Annotated in this window: 13 protein-coding genes; 10 read left to right on the top strand and 3 right to left on the bottom strand. The window is 73.1% G+C overall.

Going from position 1 to position 17475, the window contains the following annotated elements:
• Positions 1-204 precede the first annotated feature (204 nt).
• A complete protein-coding gene (locus tag ACZ7H1_RS32055; protein WP_470791388.1) occupies positions 205-1818 on the bottom strand; it encodes a CocE/NonD family hydrolase in 1614 nt (537 codons plus the stop codon).
• Positions 1819-2252: 434 nt separating this feature from the next.
• On the opposite strand from ACZ7H1_RS32055, the gene ACZ7H1_RS32050 reads away from it, so the two are divergent.
• The 7 genes from ACZ7H1_RS32050 to ACZ7H1_RS32020 all read left to right on the top strand — a co-directional run bounded on the left by ACZ7H1_RS32050 (position 2253) and on the right by ACZ7H1_RS32020 (position 11224).
• A complete protein-coding gene (locus tag ACZ7H1_RS32050) occupies positions 2253-3209 on the top strand; it encodes a TIGR03084 family metal-binding protein (RefSeq protein ID WP_470791386.1) in 957 nt (318 codons plus the stop codon).
• 95 nt (positions 3210-3304) lie between these two features.
• Positions 3305-5032: an acyclic terpene utilization AtuA family protein gene (locus ACZ7H1_RS32045; protein ID WP_470791408.1), complete on the top strand. Its 1728-nt coding sequence runs from the start codon at positions 3305-3307 to the stop codon at positions 5030-5032.
• Entirely contained in the window at positions 5029-6627 is a 1599-nt protein-coding gene (locus ACZ7H1_RS32040; RefSeq protein WP_470791384.1) for an acyl-CoA carboxylase subunit beta, read from the top strand. The genes ACZ7H1_RS32045 and ACZ7H1_RS32040 overlap by 4 nt, the downstream gene beginning before the upstream one ends.
• Positions 6628-6635: 8 nt before the next feature.
• On the top strand, positions 6636-8600 hold the full coding sequence (locus tag ACZ7H1_RS32035; RefSeq protein WP_470791383.1) for an acetyl/propionyl/methylcrotonyl-CoA carboxylase subunit alpha: 1965 nt from the start codon (positions 6636-6638) through the stop codon (positions 8598-8600).
• A complete protein-coding gene (locus tag ACZ7H1_RS32030; RefSeq protein WP_470791382.1) occupies positions 8597-9787 on the top strand; it encodes an acyl-CoA dehydrogenase family protein in 1191 nt (396 codons plus the stop codon). Before ACZ7H1_RS32035 ends, ACZ7H1_RS32030 begins: the two co-directional genes overlap by 4 nt.
• Before the next feature lie 88 nt (positions 9788-9875).
• Positions 9876-10622 carry an enoyl-CoA hydratase family protein gene (locus ACZ7H1_RS32025; protein WP_470791381.1) on the top strand — a complete coding sequence of 249 codons (747 nt, stop codon included), beginning with the start codon at positions 9876-9878 and terminating at the stop codon, positions 10620-10622.
• Positions 10610-11224 carry a TetR/AcrR family transcriptional regulator gene (locus ACZ7H1_RS32020; protein WP_470791379.1) on the top strand — a complete coding sequence of 205 codons (615 nt, stop codon included), beginning with the start codon at positions 10610-10612 and terminating at the stop codon, positions 11222-11224. The genes ACZ7H1_RS32025 and ACZ7H1_RS32020 overlap by 13 nt, the downstream gene beginning before the upstream one ends.
• Positions 11225-11334: 110 nt before the next feature.
• On the opposite strand, the gene ACZ7H1_RS32015 is transcribed toward ACZ7H1_RS32020, so the two are convergent.
• The gene (locus ACZ7H1_RS32015) at positions 11335-12444 is read right to left on the bottom strand and encodes a citrate synthase 2 (protein ID WP_470791378.1); all 1110 of its coding nucleotides are present in this window, start codon (positions 12442-12444) and stop codon (positions 11335-11337) included.
• 327 nt (positions 12445-12771) lie between these two features.
• Between ACZ7H1_RS32015 and pdxH the strand changes: the two genes are divergently transcribed.
• Together pdxH and ACZ7H1_RS32005 are read left to right on the top strand one after the other, a co-directional pair.
• The gene (gene pdxH / locus ACZ7H1_RS32010) at positions 12772-13413 is read left to right on the top strand and encodes a pyridoxamine 5'-phosphate oxidase (RefSeq protein WP_470791376.1); all 642 of its coding nucleotides are present in this window, start codon (positions 12772-12774) and stop codon (positions 13411-13413) included.
• Positions 13414-14057: 644 nt separating this feature from the next.
• Positions 14058-15356: a PAS domain-containing protein gene (locus ACZ7H1_RS32005; protein ID WP_470791375.1), complete on the top strand. Its 1299-nt coding sequence runs from the start codon at positions 14058-14060 to the stop codon at positions 15354-15356.
• 24 nt (positions 15357-15380) lie between these two features.
• Here ACZ7H1_RS32005 and ACZ7H1_RS32000 read toward each other — a convergent pair whose 3' ends face one another.
• Complete coding sequence (locus ACZ7H1_RS32000) at positions 15381-16136, bottom strand: SIS domain-containing protein (protein WP_470791373.1); 756 nt, start codon at positions 16134-16136, stop codon at positions 15381-15383.
• Between the two features lie 197 nt (positions 16137-16333).
• Here ACZ7H1_RS32000 and ACZ7H1_RS31995 point away from each other — a divergent pair, with 197 nt between their 5' ends.
• Positions 16334-17026, top strand: coding sequence for a metal-dependent transcriptional regulator (locus ACZ7H1_RS31995; RefSeq protein WP_470791372.1), 693 nt, complete (start codon positions 16334-16336; stop codon positions 17024-17026).
• Positions 17027-17475 lie beyond the last annotated feature (449 nt).

The following is a 17475-nucleotide window of genomic DNA, read 5'->3' as shown; positions in this document are numbered from 1 at the left end:
AAGGGGAAGAACGGGGGAAAAAAAGGGAGACACCCCCCCCCCCCCCCCCTTTTTCCCCCCCCCCCCCCCCCCCCCCCCCCCCCCCCCCCCCCCGCCCCCCCCCCGGGGCGGGGGCGTCAGCCGTACCGAGGTTTCTCACCCGCAGGTCAGCTTCCTCACCCGCAGGTCGGCTCACCACCCGCAGGTCGGCTCACCACCCGCACATCACCCCACCGGCAGGTCCAGGTACGACGGGTCCCCCTCCGGCGAGGTGAAGGCCAGCGTGCCCCGGGGGAGGTTGGCGTCCCCGTAGAACGGGTCCCGGGTGTCGACCACCAGCATCACGCGGTGCCCCGGCGGTACGTCGTAGCCGGTGGCCTGGAGCTCGATGTCGGCCCTGATCGGCGTCCCGGACGGCGTCTCCAGGTCGGTGTACGGGGCGTGCGTGATGATGTGGGCGGAGCCGTCCCCGTCCACGTCGAGCAGGTAGGCGACGAAGGTGGAGCCTTCCGTCCCGGCGGTGTACGTGACGCGCAGGCGCGGGATGCCGCGCAGCCGCAGGGTGTCGTCCAGCGGGGCGGTGGTCCAGACTCCGGCGACCGAACGGTCGATGTCGGGCGTCGGGTAGACCTTCGGCCGGCCGGCGATCTCCTCGTACCCGGCGGTGACCACGGCGTCCGCGACGGTGGCCGGGGTGTCGACGTCGGTCAGGACCCGGGTGGTCCAGCCGTGCTCGGGCTTCTCGGCGAGCGTGCCGTCGCCGCCCTCGGGGCCGCCGACGAGGTGCAGCCGCTGCCGCTCCGCGGTGAAGCTGTCCCAGTCCGAGCAGCGCTCCAGCGCCTTGCCCCACATGATCTCGCTCAGCAGCCGGCCCTCGTCGCCGATGCCGTTCTCCGCGCCCTTGAGGTGGTGGTTGAACCAGCGGTGGGCGTCGGTCCAGATCCGGTTCGGCAGGCCGAACATGCCGGTCATCTCGGGGCCGGAGTGGTCGCCGATCGAGAAGTCGAGCCGCTTGGGGCCGGTCAGCTCGTTGAACATCTTCAGGGTCTGGTTGGAGGGGAACAGCGTCTCGTGCCAGGCGTGCGCGTAGAAGACCGGCACCTCGCGCCGGATGAGCTCCTCGCGGTACGTGTACGGGGAGCGGGGCTGTGCCCAGATCAGCGTTTCCGTGATGTTCCGGTTGGTGAGGACGTTGTCGAACATCCTCTGGGTTTCCTCGCTGAGCCGCGCCTTCTCGGCGGCCTTGAGCAGGACCTCGACCGCGGCGACGTGCCGGGTGCGGTTCTCGTAGAACGCCTCGCCCAGGTCGCCCCAGCTGCTGAGCGCGGCCACGGCGTCGACGCGGGGGTCGTGGGCGGCGACCAGCTGGCTGATGCCGGATCCGTACGAGTCCCCGAGGAAGCCGACCTTGGTGATCGGCCCCTGCGCGCGCTCGGTGACGAAGTCGAGCGCGCGGGTGCCGTCTTCGACGTCCAGCGGGCCGGCGACGGTCACCTCTCCCTCGGAAGCGCCGAAGCCGCGGGCGCTGTAGGCGAGTACGTGGTATCCCTGGGCGGCGAAGAGGGAGGCCTGTACCGCGTACACGAGCCAGCCGGGGTTCGCCCAGGGCGAGGGCATGACGATGACCGGGCGCGGCTCGGTGCCGGTGTGGCGCCACAGGGCGCCGTCGAGGCGGTCGCCGTTGGCACCGGGGATCTTGACCCGGCTGAACAGCACGAACGACAGGGCCGTGGTGACTTCTGCGGCTCGTGCGGGGGCGAGGCCGGTGGTGTCGCCGGTCTCGAGTGCGGTGACGAAGGCGGCGAGGGCCGCCTCGTCCAGTTCGGGGTAGAGAGTCACCGGAGGCAGCGGGGAACGCGGAGGAATTGCGGCTTCGGTCACGTCAGTTCATCCCTCTTCGTCGAGTTGCATGAACGTGCGCTCAGGGCCCGGAGCGGGTTTCAGTATGGGCGCAGACATCGGGTGACCTTTCGCAAGTTTCAGGTATCTGACCGGAATTGCCCCTTCTGGTGAATCGATGATGCAGTGGCATATGCCATGGCGGAATGGGCCATTCGGATTCGCGGGTGCACCGGCAAAAGTGGGGGTGCTGGCCGAATCACATCGGTCGGCCGGAAGGGGCAGGGCCTCGCATCCAACTCCGTTGGCTCCGGAACGACTTCCGGACGGGTGGCGGTGGGATTCGGACCCGTCGCAAAAATCATGCAAGCATGCTTGATTGTTTTTTCGTGCGCTGCCACTCTTCCCCTCACATCCTGTCGAGGGGAGTGCGCGTGTCCGATCCGTCGTCGTCCGTCGAGGGTTCTCTCCAACCGCTGTTGCCCGTGTACGCGGACCTGCGCGACGAGGGGCGCGAAGTCGACCTGATGGTCGGTGAGTTGACGGGGGAAGGGTGGCGGCGAGAGACGCCCGCGCCCGGCTGGACCGTCGCCCACCAGATCGCCCATCTGGCCTGGACCGACCAGGCGGCGCTGCTCTCGCTCACCGCGCCGGAGCGTTTCGCCGCACTGGCCCGGGAGGCCTTGGCGGCCCCCGACCGCTTCGTCGACGAGGGCGCCGACGACGGGGCCGTCCTGCCGCCCGCCGAACTCCTCGCCCGCTGGCGGGCCGGCCGGGCAGCCCTCGACGAGGCCCTCGCCGCCGCCCCCAAGGACGCGCGTTTCCCCTGGTACGGGCCGCCGATGAAGGCCGCTTCGATGGCCAGCGCCCGCCTGATGGAGACCTGGGCGCACGGGCAGGACATCGCCGACGCACTCGGGGTGAAGCGGGTCCCGACCGCGCGGCTGCGGCACGTCGCGCGCATCGGCGTACGGGCCCGCGACTACGCGTACGCGGTCAGGGGGCTGCCCGTGCCGGAGGGGGAGTTCCGGGTCGAACTGACCGCCCCGGACGTTCCCGCCCCGGACGTTCCCGCCCCGGACGGTTCCTCGGCGGACGGTCCCTCGGCGGACGGTCCCTCGGCCGCAACGGGAGCAGCAGCGGCGGTGGCCGGTGCGCCGGAGGTGTGGACGTTCGGGCCGCCGGACGCCGCGCAGCGGGTCACCGGGCCCGCGCTCGACTTCTGTCTCCTGGTCACCCAGCGGGCCCACCGGGCGGACCTCGCGGTGCGGGCGGAGGGGCCGGACGCCGACCGCTGGCTGGACATCGCGCAGGCCTTCGCCGGCCCGCCCGGCCCCGGCCGCGAGCCCGGGACCCCTGCGGAGCCCGGCACGTCCGGGGGCCGGGGGTGACCCGCGTGGAATCCCCCGCCGGGCCGGGCCGCAGGCCCCTGCGGATCGGCAACGCCTCCGGCTTCTACGGCGACCGGTTCGCGGCGGTGCGGGAGATGCTGACGGGCGGCCCGCTCGACGTGCTGACCGGCGACTACCTCGCCGAGCTGACCATGCTGATCCTCGGCCGCGACCGGCTGAAGAACCCGGACCTCGGGTACGCCAAGACGTTCCTGCGCCAGCTGGAGGAGGGCCTCGGGCTCGCGCACGAGCGGGGCGTACGGATCGTCGCGAACGCCGGCGGGCTGAACCCCGCCGGGCTCGCGGAGGCCGTCCGCGCGCTGGCCGCGAAGACCGGCGTACCGGTGTCGGTCGCCCACGTCGAGGGCGACGACCTGCTGCCGCGGGACGGCGCCCTGACCGCCAATGCCTACCTCGGCGGCGGCGGGATCACCGCGTGCCTGCGGGCCGGTGCGGACGTGGTCGTCACCGGCCGGGTCACGGACGCGGCCCTGGTCAGCGGGGCGGCGGCCTGGTGGTTCGACTGGGCGCCCGAACCCCCTGGGTCCCTCGAGTCCCCCGAATCCCACAAGTACCGCGATGCCCTCGCGGGGGCGGTGGTGGCGGGTCATGTCCTGGAGTGCGGGACGCAGGCCACCGGCGGCAACTACGCCTTCTTCGGCCGCCACGACGTCCGCCGCCCCGGCTTCCCGCTGGCGGAGATCGCGGCCGACGGTTCCGCCGTCATCACCAAGCACGAGGGCACGGGCGGCGCCGTCACGGCCGGTACGGTCACGGCGCAGCTCCTGTACGAGACGCAGGGCGCGCGGTACGCGGGTCCGGACGTCACGGCCCGGCTGGACACCGTGCACCTGGCGCAGGAGGGCCCGGACCGGGTACGGATCTCCGGGGTCCGCGGGGAAGCACCGCCGGACACGCTGAAGGTGGGCGTCACCCGGATCGGCGGCTGGCGCAACGAGACGGTGTTCGTGCTGACGGGTCTGGACGTGGAGGAGAAGGCGGCGCTGGTGCGCGCCCAGCTATGCGAGACCCTGGCCGGGGTCTCCGACGCGGTGTGGACGCTGGCCCGTACGGACCACGAGGATGCGGAGACGGAGGAGACGGCGAGCGCGCTGCTGCGGCTCGTGGTCAGGGACCCGTCGGCGGACGCGGTGGGCCGGGCGTTCTCGTCGGCGGGCATCGAACTGGCGCTGGGCAGCTACCCGGGCTTTCACGTCACGGCCGCACCGGGACCGGCCCAGCCGTACGGGGTCTTCACGGCGGAGTACGTCCCGGCGGCGACCGTGCCGCACACGGCGGTCCTCGCGTCGGGCGAGCGCATCCCGATCCCGCCCGCAGCCGTCACCGCCGCCGTCACCCCAGCCGCCGTCACCCCAGCCGCCCCCTTCACCCCAGCGGCAGCCGTCACCGCGGTCCCCGCCCCCCTCCCCGTTGCCGAAGCCGCCACCGCGCCCCCCGCTCCCCGCCCCGCCGGCACCCGCCGCATTCCCCTCGGCCGGATCGTCGGCGCCCGCAGCGGGGACAAGGGCGGCGACGCCAATCTCGGGGTCTGGGCGGAGAGCGAAGCCGTCTGGGCCTGGCTGGACGAGACCCTCACGGTCGATGCGCTGAAGGCCCTGCTGCCCGAGACCGGCCCCCTGGACGTCGTACGCCACCGGCTGCCCAACCTCCGCGCCCTGAACTTCGAGATCCGCGGCCTGCTCGGGGCGGGCGTCGCCGCCCAGCACCGCTTCGACCCCCAGGCCAAGGCCCTCGGCGAGTGGCTCCGCGCCCGCCACGTCGACGTTCCCGTCCACCTACTGCCCCCGGAGGTGAGCCGGTGACCCGGCTCGGCACCCGTATCGACGTCCACGATCCCGAGTACGGCGCCCACCGGGCCACTGCCCTGGAGCGCCTCGCCGCCCTCGACTCCGAACACGCCAAGGCCCTCGAGGGCGGCGGCGCGAAGTACACCGAGCGGCACCGGCAGCGCGGCAAGCTGCTGGCCCGGGAGCGCATCGAGCTGCTCCTCGACCCGGACACGCCGTTCCTGGAGCTGTCGCCGCTCGCCGCCTGGGGGAGCGACTACCCCGTCGGGGCGTCCACGGTCACCGGGATCGGCGTCGTCGAAGGCACCACCTGCCTGATCACCGCCAACGACCCCACGGTCCGCGGCGGGGCCTCCAACCCGTGGACGCTCAAGAAGGCCCTGCGGGCCAACGAGATCGCCTTCGCGAACCGGCTGCCCTGCATCAGCCTCGTCGAGTCCGGCGGCGCCGACCTGCCGTCCCAGAAGGAGATCTTCATACCCGGCGGGGCGATCTTCCGGGACCTCACCCGGCTGTCCGCGGCCGGGATCCCCACCATCGCCGTCGTGTTCGGCAACTCCACGGCCGGCGGCGCGTACATCCCCGGCATGTCCGACCACACGATCATGGTCAAGGAGCGTTCCAAGGTCTTCCTCGGCGGCCCGCCCCTGGTCAAGATGGCCACCGGCGAAGAGAGCGACGACGAGTCGCTCGGCGGCGCCGACATGCACGCCCGTACCTCAGGGCTGGCCGACTACCTCGCCGTCGACGAGGAGGACGCGATTCGGCAGGCCCGGCGGGTCGTGGCCCGCCTCAACCACCGCCCGGCGCACCCCGAACCGCGGCCCGCACAGGAGCCCGTCCACGACCCCGAGGAGCTCCTCGGCATCGTGCCCGGCGACCTGAAGACGCCGTTCGACCCGCGCGAGGTCATCGCCCGCATCGTCGACGGCTCGGACTTCGACGAGTTCAAGCCGCTCTACGGGCCGAGCCTGGCCACCGGATGGGCGACCCTGCACGGCTACCCCGTCGGCATCCTCGCCAACGCGCAGGGCGTGCTGTTCAGCGCCGAGTCGCAGAAGGCCGCCCAGTTCATCCAGCTCGCCAACCAGCGCGACATCCCGCTGCTCTTCCTCCACAACACCACCGGCTACATGGTCGGCAAGGAGTACGAGCAGGGCGGCATCATCAAGCACGGCTCGATGATGATCAACGCCGTGTCGAACTCGAAGGTCCCGCACCTGTCCGTCCTGATCGGCGCGTCCTACGGCGCCGGGCACTACGGCATGTGCGGCCGGGCCTACGACCCGCGGTTCCTGTTCGCGTGGCCCAGCGCCAAGTCGGCCGTCATGGGCCCCCAGCAGCTCGCCGGGGTCCTGTCGATCGTCGCCCGCGCCTCCGCGGAGGCCAAGGGCCGCCCGTACGACGACGAGGCCGACGCCGGCATGCGCGCCTTCGTGGAAGCGCAGATCGAGGCCGAATCCCTGCCCATGTTCCTGTCCGGGCGGTTGTACGACGACGGGGTCATCGACCCCCGCGACACCCGTACGGTCCTCGGCCTGTGCCTGTCGGCCGTCCACAACGCCCCCGTCGAGGGCGCCCGCGGCGGCTTCGGCGTCTTCCGGATGTGAGCCCCCACATGACCCCCACCTCGATCACCTCGCTGCTCGTCGCCAACCGCGGCGAGATCGCCGTGCGGATCTTCCGCACCGCCCGCGCCCTCGGCATCGACACCGTCGCCGTGTACGCCGACCCGGACGCCGACGCCCTCCACGTCCGCGAGGCGGACGCCGCCGTACGGCTCCCCGGCGCGGCCCCCGCCGACACGTACCTGCGCGCCGACCTCGTCGTGAAGGCCGCCCTCGCGGCCGGCGCCGACGCCGTGCACCCCGGCTACGGCTTCCTCTCCGAGAACGCCGCGTTCGCCCGCGCCGTCCTCGACGCCGGGCTGCGCTGGATCGGCCCGCCCCCCGAGGCCATCGAGGCAATGGCCTCCAAGACCCGGGCCAAGGAACTCATGCGGTCCGCCGGGGTGCCGCTGCTCGAACCGGTCGACACCGCCGCGGCCACCGCCGCCGACCTCCCGCTGCTGCTGAAGGCCGCCGCGGGCGGCGGCGGCCGCGGGATGCGCGTGGTCCGCGCGCTCGACCAGCTCAAGACCGAACTCGACGCCGCGGCCGCCGAAGCCCGGTCCGCCTTCGGCGACGGCGAAGTGTTCGCCGAGCCGTACGTCGAACGCGGCCGGCACGTGGAAGTCCAGGTCCTCGCGGACGCCCACGGCACCGTCTGGGCGCTCGGCACCCGCGACTGCTCACTCCAGCGCCGCCACCAGAAGGTCATCGAGGAAGCCCCCGCCCCCGGCCTGCCCACCGCCCTGCGCACGGCGCTGCACGACGCCGCCGTCGCGGCCGCGCGGGCCGTGTCCTACCAGGGCGCGGGCACCGTCGAGTTCCTCGTCACCGCCGCCGGCCGCCCGTACTTCCTGGAGATGAACACCCGCCTCCAGGTGGAACACCCCGTCACCGAAGCCGTGTTCGGCATCGACCTCGTCGCCCACCAGCTGCGCATCGCGGAGGGCGCGGCGCTGCCCGTGGAGCCGCCGCAGCCCGCCGGGCACGCCGTCGAGGCCCGCCTGTACGCGGAGGACCCCGCCCAGGACTGGCGTCCGCAGACCGGCACCCTGCACACCTTCGCCGTCCCGAACGGGGTGCGGGTGGACACCGGCTTCACCGAAGGCGACCGCATCGGCGTGCACTACGACCCGATGCTCGCCAAGGTCATCGCCCACGCCCCGACCCGCGCCGAAGCCGTCCGCGCCCTTGCCCACGCCCTCTCACGGGCCCGGATCCACGGCCTCACCACCAACCGCGAGCTGCTCGTACGCTCCCTGCGCCACCCGGAGTTCGCCGCCACCCGGCTCGACACCGGTTTCTACGACCGCCACCTGGACACGCTCACCGGGCCGCCCGCGGACGCCTCGCCGGCCGCCCACGTCTCGCACGCCGCGCTGGCCGCGGCCCTCGCCCAGGCCGTTCCGGCCCCCGGCGGCCCGCTCGCCGCCCGGCTCGGCGGCTGGCGCAACGTACCCTCCCAGCCGCAGACCCGCCGCTACGACGCCGACGGACACACCTGCGAAGTCCGCTACCGGGCCACCCCGCGCGGCCCGGAGATCGCAGCCGCCGACGAGTACCCCGGGGTACGGGTGGTCAGCGCCGCCCCGGACCGCGTCGTCCTCGAAAACGACGGCGTACAGCGGGTGTTCCACGTGAAACAAAATTCGAACAGCCCTGAGGTGTACGTCGATTCGGCGCTCGGATCCCACACCCTGACCCTCCTGCCCCGGTTCACCGACCCCCAGGCCCGTACCGAACCCGGCTCCCTGCTCGCCCCCATGCCCGGCACCGTCGTCCGCGTCGCCGAGGGCCTCGCCCCCGGCACGGCCGTCACCGCCGGCCAGCCCCTGCTCTGGCTGGAGGCGATGAAGATGGAACACCGCATCCTCTCGCCCGCCTCCGGCACGCTCACCGCGCTCCACGCCGCCCCCGGCCGCCAGGTCGAGGTCGGTGCCCTGCTCGCCGTCGTCCAGGAGGAACCGCAACCATGAGCTCCGCCCCGCGACCCGCCACCGGCACCACCGCCGTCATCGAAACCGAAGAGCACAGGGCACTGCGCGCCGCCGTCGCCGCCCTCGGGCAGCGCTACGGACGCGACTACCTCGCCCGGGTCGCCCGCGAAGGCCGCCACCCCGAGGAGCTGTGGGCCGAAGCCGCCAAACTCGGCTACCTCGGCGTCAACCTCCCCGAGGAGTACGGCGGCGGAGGCGGCGGCATCGCCGAACTCTCCCTCGTCCTCGAAGAACTGGGCGCGGCCGGCTGTCCCCTCCTCATGATGGTCGTCTCACCCGCCATCTGCGGCACGGTGATCGCCCGCTTCGGCACCGACGGCCAGAAGCAGGCATGGCTGCCCGGCCTCGCCGACGGCAGCAAGACCATGGCCTTCGGCATCACCGAACCCGACGCCGGCTCGAACTCCCACCGCATCACCACCACCGCCCGCAGGGACGGCGACGGCTGGGTCCTCAGCGGCCGCAAGGTCTTCATCTCCGGAGTCGACATCGCCGACGCCACCCTCATCGTCGGCCGCACCGAAGACGCCCGCACCGGCAGCCTCAAGCCCTGCCTGTTCATCGTCCCCCGGGACACCCCCGGCTTCTCCCGCTCCGTGATCGACATGGAGCTCCAGGCCGCGGAGAAGCAGTTCGAGCTCGTACTCGACGACGTACGCCTCCCCGCCGACGCCCTCGTCGGTCACGAAGACGCCGGTCTGCTCCAGCTCTTCGCCGGGCTCAACCCCGAACGCATCATGACCGCCGCCTTCGCCATCGGCATGGGCCGCCACGCGCTCGCCCGCGCCGTCGACTACGCCAGGACCCGCCAGGTGTGGAAGGAACCCATCGGCGCCCACCAGGCCGTCGCCCACCCCCTGGCGCAGGCCCACATCGACCTCGAACTCGCCCGTCTGATGATGCAGAAGGCCGCCCACCTCTACGACAGCGGCGACGACATGGGCGCGGGCGAGGCCGCCAACATGGCCAAGTACGCTGCCGCCGAGGCCTGCGTCAAGGCGGTGGACCAGTCGGTCCACACGCTCGGCGGCAACGGCCTCACCCGCGAGTACGGGCTGGCGTCCCTGATCACGGCCTCCAGGGTGGCCAGGATCGCCCCGGTCAGCCGCGAGATGATCCTCAACTTCGTCTCGCACCAGACCCTGGGCCTCCCCAAGTCGTACTAGCCCGCGCCCGACAGCCGCCGGCCGGGCGGCAACCGCCCGTACCCGGGACGCCGCCCGGCCGCGCCGGACCACCATCGAAGGAGCCGCCGTGGACCCCGCCACCCACGCCGTGAAAGCCGCGCACGCGCACGGCATCACCACCCTCACGCTCGACTCGCCCGCGAACCGCAACGCACTCTCCGCGGACCTCGTCGGCGAGCTGCGCGCGGCCCTCGCCGCGGCGGGCGCGGACCCGGCGGTCCGCGCACTCGTCCTGACCCACACCGGCGGCACCTTCTGCGCAGGCGCCGACCTGAAGTCCCCCTGCGACCCCGCGGACTTCCTCGCCCTGCTGCGGGAGATCGCCGAACTCTCCAAGCCCGTCGTCGCCCGCGTCACCGGCCACGTCCGGGCCGGCGGCCTCGGCCTGCTCGGAGCCTGCGACATCGCCGCCGCCGGGCCCCGGTCCTCGTACGCCTTCACCGAATCCCACCTGGGGCTGGCACCGGCCGTCATCTCGATGCCGCTCCTGCCGCGCCTCGACCCGCGGGCCGCCGCCCGCTACTTCCTCACCGCCGAGCGCTTCGACGCCGCCGAAGCCACCCGCATCGGCCTGCTCACCCTCGACGCCCCGGACGTCGACGAAGCCCTGGCCCCCGTACTCGACGGCCTGCGCGCAGCCTCCCCGCAGGGCCTCGCGGAATCCAAGCGCCTGGTCACCGCCGGGATACGCGCCGCCCTCGACCGGGACGGCGAGCGCCTGACCGCCCTCTCCGCCGCCCTCTTCGCCTCCGCCGAGGCCCGCGAGGGCATCACGGCCCGCTTCGAGCGCCGGGATCCGTCGTGGGTGTCGTGACCGTCCCGAAGGAACCGAAGCAGGACCGCAGCCGCGCCACCCGGCAGCGGCTGCTGGAGGCCGCCGTGTCCTGCCTCGCCGAGCACGGCTGGGCCGGCTCCACCGTCTCCGTCGTCGCCGAACGCGCCGGCGTCTCCCGCGGCGCCGCCCAGCACCACTTCCCCACCCGCGAGGACCTCTTCACCGCCGCCGTCGAGTACGTCGCCGAGGAACGCTCCGCCGCGCTGCGCGGGCTGTTCCCCGAAGGCCCGGCCGCCCGCGCGGCCGCCGTCGAGGCCCTCGTCGACCTCTACACCGGCACCCTCTTCCGGGCCGCGCTCCAGCTGTGGGTCGCCGCGTCCAACGAGGAACAGCTGCGCCCCCGCGTCACCGAGCTGGAGGCCCGGGTCGGCCGCGAAACCCACCGCATGGCCGTCGAGCTCCTGGGCGCCGACGAGTCCGTACCCGGCGTCCGCGAGACCGTCCAGGGCCTCCTGGACATGGCCCGCGGCCTGGGCCTGGCGAACGTCCTCACCGACGACACCGCACGCCGCGCCCGCGTCGTCGCCCAGTGGTCGCACCTGCTCGGCGCGGCACTCGACGGCCCGCAGGAAGCCCGCTGACGGCAGGAGCCGCGAACGGCAGAGCGCGCCGCACCCCCCGGGGTACGGCGCGCTCGCGGGACCACTCACCGCCCGGGGCGCGCCCCGTCGGCGGTGCCGTCGGTGCTTCGTCAGTTCCTGGTCATGTGGTGGTCGTCGTAGCCCTCGATCTCGCGCGGGCTGCGGGCGGCCGGACCCACGTAGCGGGCCGAGGGCCGGACCAGGCGCCCGGTGCGCTTCTGCTCGAGGATGTGCGCCGACCAGCCGGCCGTACGGGCACAGGTGAACATCGAGGTGAACATGTGCGCCGGGACCTCCGCGAAGTCCAGCATGATCGCCGCCCAGAACTCGACGTTCGTGGCCAGCACCCGGTCGGGGCGGCGGGCGTGCAGCTCCTCCAGCGCGGCCTTCTCCAGCGCCTCCGCGACCTCGAAGCGGGGCGCGGCGAGCTCCTTCGCCGTACGGCGCAGCACGCGGGCGCGCGGGTCCTCGGCGCGGTACACGCGGTGCCCGAAGCCCATCAGCCGCTCGCCCTTGTCGAGGGCCTTCTTCACGTACGCCACCGCGTCGCCGGTGCGCTCGATCTCCTCGATCATGCCGAGGACGCGCGACGGCGCACCGCCGTGCAGCGGGCCCGACATCGCGCCGACCGCGCCCGAGAGGGCCGCGGCCACGTCCGCGCCGGTGGAGGCGATCACCCGGGCGGTGAAGGTGGAGGCGTTCATGCCGTGCTCGGCGGCCGAGGTCCAGTACGCGTCGACGGCCTTGACGTGCCGGGGGTCGGGCTCGCCCCGCCAGCGGATCATGAACCGCTCGACGACCGACTCGGCCTTGTCGATCTCCTTCTGCGGCACCATGGGCAGGCCCTGCCCGCGCGCGGACTGCGCGACGTACGACAGCGCCATGACCGCGGCGCGCGCCAGGTCGTCGCGGGCGGTCTGCTCGTCGATGTCGAGCAGCGGTTTCAGGCCCCACACCGGGGCGAGCATCGCCAGTGCGGACTGCACGTCGACGCGGATGTCCCCGGAGTGCACGGGGATGGGGAACGGCTCGGCGGGCGGCAGGCCGGGGTTGAACGCACCGTCGACCAGCAGGCCCCACACGTTCCCGAAGGACACGTGACCGACCAGGTCTTCGATGTCGACGCCGCGGTAGCGCAGCGAGCCGCCTTCCTTGTCCGGCTCGGCGATCTCCGTCTCGAACGCGACGACTCCTTCGAGCCCGGGTACGAAGTCGGACATGAGGCGGCTCCTCAATCTCGTGTGAGGTAGGGCTATGACCATGCGTCAGGATGGGCGGGTACGTACATCTTTGTACGCTGCCACGCGCGTGGCTGTTCGGCCTGGCCGGGCGGGGTCACTCCGGTCATGCCCCGTGCGGACGCGAAATACGATGGCCACCGCGGCCCAGCCTCAAGATTTTGTCGGTTCAGGCCGACCCGGGGAAGCGTGACGTCCGGCACACCCGCCCCCCGGGCCCGGGACGCTTGAGCCGCCCCTGCGCGGGGTAGGACACGACCGCTGCGGCAGGATGGCGCTGTGCCGAACCAGGATCTTGACCCCGCTGTCATGCGCAAGCAGTACCGTTCCGAGATCGTGGCCGAGGACAGCCTCGCCGCCGATCCCATGGACCAGTTCGCCCGGTGGTTCCAGCAGGCCGCGGACGCGAACGTCTTCGAACCCAACGCGATGATCGTCTCCACGGCCACCCCCGACGGCCGCCCCAGCTCCCGCACGGTGCTGCTCAAGCAGTTCGACGCGCGCGGCTTCGTCTTCTTCACGAACTACGGCTCCCGCAAGGGCCGCGAGATCGCGCAGAACCCGTACGTCTCCCTGCTCTTCCCCTGGCACCCCATCGCCCGCCAGGTCGTGGTCACCGGCGCCGCCGTCCGCACCGGCCGCGACGAGACCGCCGCCTACTTCCGCTCCCGCCCCCACGGCTCCCAGCTGGGCGCCTGGGCCAGCGACCAGTCCTCGGTGATCGCCTCCCGCGCGGACCTCGACCGGCGCTACGCGGAGCTGGCCGCCCGCTACCCGGAGGGCGAGCAGGTCCCGGTCCCGACGGAATGGGGCGGCTACCGGGTCGTCCCCGAGACGGTGGAGTTCTGGCAGGGCCACGCGAACCGCCTCCACGACCGCCTGCGCTTCGTCCGCGACACCGCAGCGGCGGGGGCGGCCGGGGCGTGGCGCGTGGAGCGCCTCTGCCCGTAGCGGCCCGTAGGACCGCGCACACGCAGACGACCCGCGGGCTCGGGTCCTCTCCTGCAGTGAGAGGAGCCGGCCGGACGTACCGGCGAGCCCGCGGGTCGGGTGACTGCTTGGGTTTGGCCGACTATCCCGCCGGCACAGCACTGGGTGCGTTGACGACGGGCGTCAGCCCGCAGTCACCTCGCTAGTCCGAGTGGAGAACACTTCAGACCACCTCCTTTCTGAGCGTGCCGCCACTCTAGGAGCCGCTCCGGGCGTCCTCAACCGGTTTTTTCCGGGACGATCTCGTACGCATGCCCATCGCCGCGTTGCAGCAGCTCAAGGTGCTTGTACGAGACGTCGAGGCGGTTGGCTGCCGTCGTGAGCCGGTGCTGTCCGCTCGCTCGCACGGAGATCCGCCCCACCCGTGTCCCCGCCCACGCGGTGGAAGCGTCACCGCTCCCGGTCTCTGCCGTTCCCGTCGCCGCGGCTGCGGGAACGGCGTGACGCCGGGGGGCGACCGCTTTCGATATCACTCGAACGAATGCTTCGGCCGGGCAACCGAGTAATAGGACCGGGCGTTTTCCGGGAACGCGGTGTGGGCTGCGTCACGTTGGAGTTGAATGATCTGACGTGCCGCACACGCGAACACCTGCGGGGGGTGCCAGGTGAGTGCTTCCGGGCGTAGTGAGACCACCGACGATCTGCTGGCCGCGCTGCTGGACGGCATGGACGCCGCGCTGTGCGCGTTCGATGCCGACGGGGTGGTCACCCACTGGAACCGCGAGGCCGAGCGGATCCTCGGGTGGTCGGCGGCCGAGGCCGTCGGGCGGCGGGGGTTCGCCGGGTGGGCGGCCAGACCCGCGGACGCCGAGGACGTGGCGCGGCGGCTGATGGCGGCGCAGGACGTGCCGGGGCGGCAGGTGCACGAGTTCGCGCTGCTCACCAAGGACGGCGGGCGGGTGCTGGTGCGGACCCAGTCGGCGCGGGTCCCGGGGGCGGGCGGCAAGCCGGCGGGGGTGTACTGCGCGTTCAGCGAGGTCCATACGCAGATCGACCTGGAGCGGTCGATCGCACTCAGCGAGGCGCTGCTCGACGACGCCTCCTGGGGCGTGGTGCTCGTCGACGTGGACCTGCGGCCCGCGGTGGTGAACGCCCATGCGGCGCGGGCCTTCGGGGCGGGGCGCGCGGCGCTGCTGGGGCGTCCGCTGGGCGATCTGCTGGTGCAGGGCGTGGAGGAGCTGGAGGGGGCGCTGCAGCACGTGCTGGCGGAGGGTGCTCCGCCGGCTCCCGTGGAGCTGTGGGTGTCGGTGCGGACGGGCGAGGGGCTGCGGCGGCGCTGCTGGCGGTGCGGGTTCCTGCGGCTGGCGTCGCCGCTGGCGGAGGAGCCGGTCCCGCTGGGGGTGGGGTGGCTGTTCCAGGACGTCACCGAGGCCCGGCAGGCGGAGCTGGACACCGCGCAGCTGAGGTTCCGTACGAACCAGATGCACCGGGCGGCGCGGGCGGCGGCCGAGTGCGAGACGCCGGCCGAGGCGGCGGGGGTGCGGCTGGACTTCGCGCTGGCGGGCTTCGCCGACTACGCGCTGGTCGACCTGGTCGTGCCGGAGGGGGACGGCGAGGGAGAGGCGCAGGACCGGATGGTGCGTGCGTCGGTCTCGCCGCCGCAGGAGGCCGCGCCCGGGGCGCTGCCGGTCCGGTACGAGCCGTGGCATCCGGCGGTCCAGGCGCTGCACCGGCTCGGTTCGGTGCGGATCAGCAGCCCGGCGCGGCTCCCGGAGGACTGGCCGGAGGGGGTGGTCCACGGGCTGTGCACGGTGCTGCGCAGCCGTGGCCGCAGCCTGGGCGTGCTGACGTTCCTGCGGTCCGCGGCGCGCCCGGCCTTCGAGCGGCCGGACGCGGTGTACGCGGAGGAGGTCGCGGCGCGGGTGGCCGCGGACGTGGACCTGTCCCGGGCCCTGGGCGCGTGAGCGCGGGCGGGCCCGGGGGCGGCCTCAGTGGCGGAAGAAGATGCGGTCGCCGTACTCCGCCATGACGCGGCCGTTCCATTCGTGGCCGCCGTCGACGTTGCCCGAGCGCAGCAGCGGCGGCTCGACACCGAGGGCGACGAGCTGCTCGGCGGCGGCGGCCATCACCGCCTGCATGATCGCGCTGGTCACGACGGTGGAGGCGGGGGCGAACGGCGCGTCGATCCCGTCGAGGCTCAGCTCCGCGTCCCCGACGGCGATCTTGCTGTCGAGGACGACGTCGCAGTGGTCCTTGAGGAAGGTGCCGGAGGCGTGCCGGGACTTGGTGCCGGTGGCGTAGGCGACGGAGGTGACGCCGACGACCTTGAGGCCGAGGGCGCGGGCGTTCATCGCCATCTCCACGGGCAGCGCGTTGCGGCCGGAGAGCGAGATGATCACGAGGACGTCGCCGTCGCGGGCCGGGCTGCTGTCGAGCACGGCTCCGGCCAGCCCGTCGACGCGTTCGAGGGCGCTGCCGAGCGTGGCCGGCATGACGTCGACGCCGGCGGTGCCGGGTACGGCGAGGAAGTTCATCAGGGCGAGGCCGCCGGCCCGGTAGACCACGTCCTGGGCGGGCAGCGACGAGTGGCCCGCACCGAAGGCGAAGAGCCGGTTGCCGCCCGCGACGGCTTCGGCGATCAGCGTTCCTGCCGCTGCGATGTGCGCGGACTCCTCGTCGCGGACCCGCTGGAGGAGGCCGATCGCGGCGTCGAAGAACTGACCGGCCAGCTTGCTCTCGCTCATGCGCCGAGGACCCTTCCGGGGTGGGGTGCGTCCGTGTCGCCGATCACGGTGCGGTCTGGACCAGCGGCCTGTCAATACGCGGGTCAACCCGGCGCTGTGGAGGCACTCCGCTGCGCGCTGCCGTCGGCGCGGGACGGTTGTCGGCCCGATGCGTCAGAATTGGTGCCAGGGCCAGCGCACGCTACTGAGGGGCACGTATGTCCGGACTGATCGATACCACGGAGATGTATCTCCGCACCATCCTCGAGCTGGAAGAGGAAGGCGTGGTCCCCATGCGCGCCCGGATCGCCGAACGGCTCGACCAGAGCGGTCCGACGGTCAGCCAGACGGTGGCGCGGATGGAGCGGGACGGTCTCGTGGCCGTCGCCAGCGACCGGCACCTGGAGCTGACCGAGGAGGGCCGCCGGCTGGCGACCCGCGTGATGCGCAAGCACCGGCTGGCCGAGTGTCTGCTCGTCGACGTCATCGGCCTGGAGTGGGAGCAGGTCCACGCCGAGGCGTGCCGCTGGGAGCACGTGATGAGCGAGGCGGTGGAGCGGCGCGTGCTGGAGCTGCTCCGCCACCCGACCGAGTCTCCCTACGGCAACCCGATCCCGGGTCTGGAGGAGCTCGGCGAGAAGGCCGAGGCGGACCCGTTCCTGGACGACAGCATGGTGAGCCTGTCGGAGCTGGACCCCGGGACCGAGGGCAAGACGGTCGTGGTGCGCCGGATCGGCGAGCCGATCCAGACGGACGCGCAGCTGATGTACACCCTGCGGCGGGCGGGCGTGCAGCCCGGCGCCGTGGTGAGCGTGACGGAGTCGCCCGGCGGTGTGCTGGTCGGCAGCGGTGGCGAGGCCGCGGAGCTGGACGCCGAGGTCGCCTCGCACGTGTTCGTCGCCAAGCGCTGACGCCCCCCGGGCGTTCCCGGGCGTTTCCGGGCGGTCCCGGAGCCGTTCCACGGGCCGCTCGGCGGCCGCTCCCGGGCCGGCTGTCCGCTGTCCGGTGCCGGGTGTCCGGTTCCGCGTGCCGTCCCCGGTCTTCGCCCGGGGAATCTGGCCGAACGGGACGCTTCCGCTCGGCGTGCGTGCCAGGCTGGGCGGAATGGCTTTCGTACACGTATTGCGGGCCTCGCGGCTCTTACGGGAAGGTCCCGGCGCCTTGCGGCGCCGGGACCCGTCCTCCCCTTGGCTGACCCGGAGCCCCGAGCTCCCAGGGTCAATCCCCTCGGACCGTCTTCCCCGAGCGGCCCGCCTCCCGTTGAAGATCTCCCCTCGGCAGCGGCCGCCAATCCTTGAGCAAGGTCACTCGAAAGAGCGGTGTTGTCGGGGAGAAGCCGGTTTTCGAATGCAGGTTCGAT

The organism is Streptomyces sp. NPDC037401 (assembly GCF_055602345.1).
The sequence above is the reverse complement of the archived record's forward strand: the minus strand, read 5'-3'. Positions and strand labels throughout refer to the sequence as shown.